At 46.3% G+C, this 6,449-nt stretch carries 7 protein-coding genes and 1 tRNA gene; 1 reads left to right on the top strand and 7 read right to left on the bottom strand.

All coding sequences use genetic code 11. From position 1 onward, the window contains the following. On the top strand, positions 1-344 hold a 344-nt coding region (locus ACYSNS_RS09215), incomplete at its 5' end, for a contractile injection system protein, VgrG/Pvc8 family (RefSeq protein WP_461722837.1). 111 nt (positions 345-455) lie between these two features. Here the strand turns inward: ACYSNS_RS09215 and tssF are convergent. From tssF to accB, 7 genes are all read right to left on the bottom strand, one after another. Continuing rightward, positions 456-2,222, bottom strand: a complete 1,767-nt coding sequence (tssF, locus tag ACYSNS_RS09210; RefSeq protein ID WP_461722836.1) for a type VI secretion system baseplate subunit TssF — start codon at positions 2,220-2,222, stop codon at positions 456-458. A gap of 608 nt (positions 2,223-2,830) precedes the next feature. Beyond that, positions 2,831-3,088, bottom strand: coding sequence for a hypothetical protein (locus ACYSNS_RS09205; protein WP_461722835.1), 258 nt, complete (start codon positions 3,086-3,088; stop codon positions 2,831-2,833). After that, positions 3,049-3,258: a hypothetical protein gene (locus ACYSNS_RS09200; protein WP_461722862.1), complete on the bottom strand. Its 210-nt coding sequence runs from the start codon at positions 3,256-3,258 to the stop codon at positions 3,049-3,051. The genes ACYSNS_RS09205 and ACYSNS_RS09200 overlap by 40 nt, the downstream gene beginning before the upstream one ends. A gap of 327 nt (positions 3,259-3,585) precedes the next feature. Further along, positions 3,586-3,661 (bottom strand) — tRNA-Thr (locus tag ACYSNS_RS09195). A 125-nt stretch (positions 3,662-3,786) separates the two neighbouring features. Continuing rightward, positions 3,787-4,356: a leucyl/phenylalanyl-tRNA--protein transferase gene (gene aat / locus ACYSNS_RS09190; protein WP_461722861.1), complete on the bottom strand. Its 570-nt coding sequence runs from the start codon at positions 4,354-4,356 to the stop codon at positions 3,787-3,789. Positions 4,357-4,394: 38 nt separating this feature from the next. Then, positions 4,395-5,753 carry an acetyl-CoA carboxylase biotin carboxylase subunit gene (gene accC, locus ACYSNS_RS09185; RefSeq protein ID WP_461722834.1) on the bottom strand — a complete coding sequence of 453 codons (1,359 nt, stop codon included), beginning with the start codon at positions 5,751-5,753 and terminating at the stop codon, positions 4,395-4,397. 14 nt (positions 5,754-5,767) lie between these two features. Continuing rightward, a complete protein-coding gene (gene accB, locus ACYSNS_RS09180) occupies positions 5,768-6,244 on the bottom strand; it encodes an acetyl-CoA carboxylase biotin carboxyl carrier protein (protein ID WP_461722833.1) in 477 nt (158 codons plus the stop codon). Between the last annotated feature and the right edge of the window lie 205 nt (positions 6,245-6,449).

Genomic DNA, 6,449 nt, shown 5'->3' with positions numbered 1-6,449 from the left:
AGAAGGATTACGAGCTTTATGACTATCCCGGCCGTTATAAGCAGGATGCTGCCGGCAAACCCTTCACCCGTTATAAGCTTGAGGCAGCGCGCGTTGATGCCTCGCTTGCTTACGGCATCTCGAACGCCCCGCATTTGCTCACCGGCCATGCGGTTGATTTGCAAGAGCATCCAGACAAAAAGCTGAACCAGAACTGGCGTTTGCTGACCATCCGCCATGAAGGTGTGCAGCCACAGGCATGCACAGACGACGACCTATGGATCGTTGGCATGAAGGATATTTTACATTTCAACGGCTCTGCATGGGAGCGTATAGATTTTCCTGGCAATCCGCCTATCCGGTAAAATTGCTTAAATATAAATTTTTACATGAAAAACTCTAGCATAACGCTTGGCTACGGCTTTTGGTTATTAGCTTTTAGAACGACGACGCACCTTTTTGGGCGGGATGAAGTGTTAAATCAAAGGTTGTGTTCCATATCTTACAGGCCATTCAAATATTTCACCCGATCTAGTCAGCTTAAATTCCAGCTGATGGAAGGCATTGGTTGTCGCATAGAACCGGAAAAAATGCGATAATATGCTCCCGAAGAAGTAAATCTCTCCCAACGAGGGAAAAGCATCATCATTGATCCAAAGTGTTGTCCTGATCCCCCTTACAGGTCTTCCTTGAAATAAACGATCAACTGGATGTGTTTTTACATCGACGATACCATTGAGCCTTTTGTCAAATTCACGTTCTTCCTGCCGGTTATGGGCTATGACATAATTATATTTACGGATGAGATTTTTAATCGCTTCCGTATTGTACAGATCATGATAGTTGGGCGACAAGCCGGAAATAAGATTCCAATTGAAATGGCTATCCTGTGGCGGATAGACCGTTGCTGTTGGCTTTGTAATGTTTGCATAAGTAACAAAAGCCGGCATTGTATCTGTTGACTTGCAAATATCCCCTATATTCAGTTTGGATGTTCGTTTTTCATCGAAACAGAGAAGCTCAGCAATCAGGCTTCGATTGTTGGGGATGGCTGGCTGCCCATTGCGTTTGCAAAAATAAAGGGATATTTTTTTGTTCTTATAATCAAGTTGATCTTCTACCTTAACCTTATAGAACACATCCTCACTAATACGGGGATCGTCGGTATCCTGAGATAGGGCTGTGAAAGGTTTATATTCAACCTTATTCAGGATATTGGTATTAAGATCGTTTTGCCGGGCATTTTTGAGACAAGTTATATCATAAATACTGATGTCATTCACCAATTGACCATAGGGGACGAGCTCATAATAAGCCTTGTCATCATGTACTTCAATCATTGTCGAACTATGCTTGTAAAGGTTGACGGCGGGGACAACATAAAGGCTGAAATCAACATCTCCCACTGCAATATCGGTAGGAAAAGGCCGGCTGAACTCAAAAATCAACTCAAAAGTGGCATTTTGGTTATTGTTGAAATAAGAGGCGAGGTTTTTGATATCGTAGCCAAGAAATTTATCAGGAAAAACAAAATATTCATGTAAAATTCTATGCGCAATAAAATTATCTTTTGTTTGCGGCTGTAAGGCCTCTTCATCGCTATAGCCGATAGGCGTTATCTGGCTAATAACGTTAAGTTGCTTTTTGCTGCCATCTGAAAATTGGATATAGGCTTTATCGATGAATTCCCCGATCCACAGGAATAATTCGGTTTTTGATTGCTTATCACCTGTGAGTGTCAGGCGAAGGTCCTGCATATTCATTTCGGATAAAGGTTGTCCGGTTAAGGATTCAAATTTTATTGAAAGTGAGGCATTGTCACGCGTTCTATAAAGATTAACTCCCTTGATTTCCAATGGGTAAATATCTGCATCGTAAGCCATGACATAAAGACTTTCGAGTCTATCGATGTCCTTTGATTTAATAACACTTTTAGCCTTAATTGTTTGGCGCTCGGTTATGGCTTTTTCAATTGGGTTGAATTTTACCAACGTGGTTGATGGAAACGGACGAATAAGGTTGGGGCACACAACAGATAAGACCGACGTTGTAAAGTCGTTCATCTCATCATCGATTTCAGATCGAACTCGCGTCGTTAAGAAAGCGAATGTTTCAATCAATCGTTCGACATCTGGATCAGTTGAGGTTTTGCCAAAAAACTTTTCGAGTTTTGGGTTTAGATTGGTAAAATTTTGTGCAGATTCTCTTAAATATCCGAGCTCATTTTGATAAAGTTTTTCCATTTTTTTACCTTAAGAAATCTTCATCTATTACTGATCGAAGAAAGTTTCTGTATGCTGACAGTAGATATTTCAGGAAACATCGAGTTATTCTGGCTGCATTTTGGTTTTAAATCAAGCGATGTGCACCGTTGTTTCATTTTAGTCTACGTTCCATTTTCTCAAAAGTCATGGGCCATTTTTTCAATATATGTATTTGGTCATTTCTCCTCCGGTATTTCATTTTTGAAGTGCTTGCCCTGTTGCGGGTGCGTGGCGAGGGTTATTGTGAAGCCGTCGAAGCGCAGGTTGCCCTAAGCCTTGGCTTCTGCCTGATATTACGGAGCAATCGGTTCGGTTGCTGTCAGCTAGAAACGGATGAACATAGCCGTCATGTCCGTGAGAATGACGATATCGCACTCAAGGCGCTGTAGCTGACGGCTCATCTGGTCGAGACGGCGGGTAAAGGCTGCTTCCTGTTGGTTTTCGGCATCCGCGGATAACAGCTAGGCGATTGTGGCCTCGATGATCGACGCGCGTGACAGGTTTTGGGCTTGACCAGCCGGTCAAGGCGGGCTTGCAATTCGGCCGTGAGATAGAGAAGGTATTGCGGATTTTCATGAGGCTTCCTTTCAAAGGTCGCTGCCGTCATCGGGATCGAGTGTTGCCTGGCGGGCAAGGCCGCGCATGTCGCGCTTTATCTGTCGTGAATTGCGATTGTTCTGCTCATCGTCAACCTCGTCGAGCATGGTAAATTGCGTCGCTGGATCGTAATCAGACTTTGCCGGCATGATCTCTTCATGTTCCGGCAGTTCTGGTTCGCAACGAATGCCGCCATTGGCTGGATCGGCTAACGCGGCCGTGTCTTGCGGGTGTTGATGCCGCGGCATGATTCTGTCAGTCCACGGATCGTTCGGGCAATCACATTGCTGCCTTTTAAGGTCGGGGGCCTGAAGGATACGGGCGGCAAGCAGCGGGGCATAAAAATAGCGGGCTTTTTTGCCTTGATCGGTGGGGTTGCCGACGGCATGACGATTTTATCGTCGGCCGGCAGTTGCATAAACTTGCCCGGCGTGAACAGGGCGCGCGGTGTTTCTGAGCGTGACACCATCATGTGCCCAAGCCCTCTTGACGTAGCGATGCATATCGTTCCCAAACGCATAGGAAGAAAACTGCTTGTTATCCACAGCTAACAGCAATGAACCGAACACAGCCAAGCCACTTTGATACTCTCAAAAAAAGACCGGAGAGGAAGAGTAGAGTTGGGAGATGGTGCCGCAGTTTCAAAAGGGAGAGGATAGATAAACTGCCTTTATACGATATTCCGCGTCACAAAACCCACCACTTTTTTTGTGATGAAGATAACATACAACTCATTGAAAATGATTGGTGCCCCCAGAGAGACTCGAACTCCCGACCCCCTGATTACAAATCAGGTGCTCTACCAACTGAGCTATAAGGGCACACGGCAGTGCAAGTAGCATAAACTATCCAAAAGGCAAATAGAAAAGTGCACAAAATTCAATCTTTTCCAATAGGATTACCAGATAAGCTGTGTGAAGCGTTTTTCACAGTATCCATTGCCGCATTAAAACGTCGCTACATCCTGCATTGCTGCCGCTAATAGTGCTTCATATGCTTTGCGCGGCACCTCTACTACGCCGAATCGTTCTAGATGCGGCGTGGTGAATTGGGTATCGAGAAGTCTAAAATTATTCGATCGTAAATGTTCAACCAAATGGACAAGGCATATCTTTGAAGCGTCTGTTCTGCGTGCAAACATACTTTCACCGAAAAAAGCCTGCCCCAGCGCAATTCCATAGAGACCGCCGACCAAGGTTCCCTCAGCCCAAGCTTCTACCGTATGGCAATAACCCATGTCGAACAGCTGTTTATAGGCATCACGGATAGTCTTATTGATCCATGTGGTTTCACGACCGGGCTGAGCTTCTGCACATCCTTTTATCACGCCATCAAAATCACTATCTAAACGAATCTCGAAAGGCTTTTGCCTTATGCGCTTTTGTAGGCTTCGCGGCACGTGGAAACGTTCAAATGGTATGATACCCCGTTTCTCAGGTCGTACCCAGAATATTTCAGGATCGTTCGCATCCTCAGACATAGGAAAGAGACCCTGCGCATAGGCGTTCAACACCAGCTCAGGGTCTAATGTGTCATCTTGTGACATCGGCGATGTTACTGGCGCTGGCCAGAACTTTTCTCTGCCAGATATTTCTCGAGCCAATGGATGTCATAATTGCCTTTTGCTATGTCTTCATTGCCGATTAAGTCACGGAAAAGTGGAAGCGTCGTATTGATTCCATCGACTACAAATTCATCAAGTGCACGCCGCAGACGCATCATGCACTCTAGACGCGTACGGCCATGGACAATCAACTTTCCAATCAGGCTGTCGTAATAAGGCGGAATGCGATAGCCGGAGTAGACACCGGAATCTACGCGGATACCTAGACCACCCGGAGTATGGAAATGCGTTATCAAGCCGGGCGAGGGGGTAAAGTTGACAGGGTCTTCTGCATTAATACGGCATTCAATAGCATGTCCGGAAAAACGAATATCACTCTGTTTGGCTGAAAGACCGCCGCCTGAAGCCACACGAATTTGTTCGTGTACGAGATCAATTCCGGTGATAGCCTCCGTTACTGGATGCTCAACCTGAAGCCGCGTATTCATCTCGATAAAATAAAACTCGCCGTTTTCGTAAAGAAATTCAATGGTTCCGGCGCCACGATAGCCCAACTCTGCACATGCATTGGCAACAATGCTACCAATTTTTTCACGTGCCTTATCGTCGAGTGCTGGTGAGTTGGCTTCTTCCCAAACCTTTTGATGGCGTCGCTGCAGAGAGCAATCACGCTCACCAAGATGAATGGCAGCGCCAGCACCATCGCCCATAACCTGAACCTCGATATGACGCGGCTTTTCTAAATATTTTTCAATGTAGACTGCATCGTCTCCGAAGGCTGCACCGGCCTCTGTTCGCGCTGTATTCAAGGCGATTGATAATTCGTCAGCCGAGCGAGCCACCTTCATACCACGGCCGCCGCCGCCAGCAGATGCTTTGATGATAACGGGGTAGCCGATTTCGTTAGCAACGCGAGCCGCTTCAACATCATCTGTGACGGCACCGTCTGAACCGGGGACTACGGGAATGCCGAGGCGTTTCGCAGTTTTTTTGGCTTCAATCTTATCACCCATAATGCGAATATGGGCAGCAGTCGGGCCGATAAAAGTAATAGCGTGGGCTTCCAAAATCTCGGCAAACTTAGCATTCTCAGACAGAAATCCGTAGCCGGGATGGATAGCATCTGCACCCGTAATTTCACATGCCGACACAATCTGATGAATATTCAGATAAGAATCGCGTGACGGAGGCGGGCCAATGCAAACACTTTCATCTGCCAGCCTGACATGCATTGCATCAGCGTCGGCTGTGGAGTGAACAGCGACTGTCTTAATCCCTAATTCTTTACAAGCACGAAGAACGCGAAGAGCTATTTCACCACGATTGGCTATCAGGATTTTCTGAATCATATCAAGATCCCGTCTTATTCAACTACAACGAGCGGTTCACCGAACTCAACAGGCTGTGCATCTTCAACAAGAATGGCAGTAACAGTGCCTGACCGCGGTGATGATATCTGATTCATTGTCTTCATCGCTTCGATGATAATGAGCGTCTGTCCTTCAGATACTTTCTGGCCAATTTCAATAAAGGGACGGGCACCAGGTGCAGGTGCAAGATAAGCGGTGCCGACCATAGGCGATGTAACGGCATTTTTGGAGCGCTCTTCTTTAGCAGGTGCGGCAGGCGTAATCGGTGCAGCTTGCGCAGCGGGTGCCGGTGCATAGACCGTCTGAACTGGCGCGCCACCCATAAGCTGGCGCGAAACGCGTATGCGCAGATCACCCTGTTCTACTTCAATATCCGATAGATTGGTATCATTGAGAATTTCAGCAAGATCGCGGATAAGCTCTTTGTTAACACCGGTGCTTTTGGCTGTACCTGTAGGTTTTGTTGCCATCTTTTTTAACTCCTCGATCGTCAAGACCGTTATTATTTTATCACCAAGATCGCAGGCTTCATTAAGGCCATCGACCATATCCGACTTGCCATGAACGCAAATACGAACGATTTTTTTGCACAATAAGAGCCGTCATGGATTTCCTCACAGACAGCCAAGAACCTTATCACCGCTTATAAGCATGTTAACCAAAAAGCGAAAGTGC

It is taken from the genome of Bartonella sp. LJL80 (genome assembly GCF_054871565.1).
The sequence above is the reverse complement of the archived record's forward strand: the minus strand, read 5'-3'. Positions and strand labels throughout refer to the sequence as shown.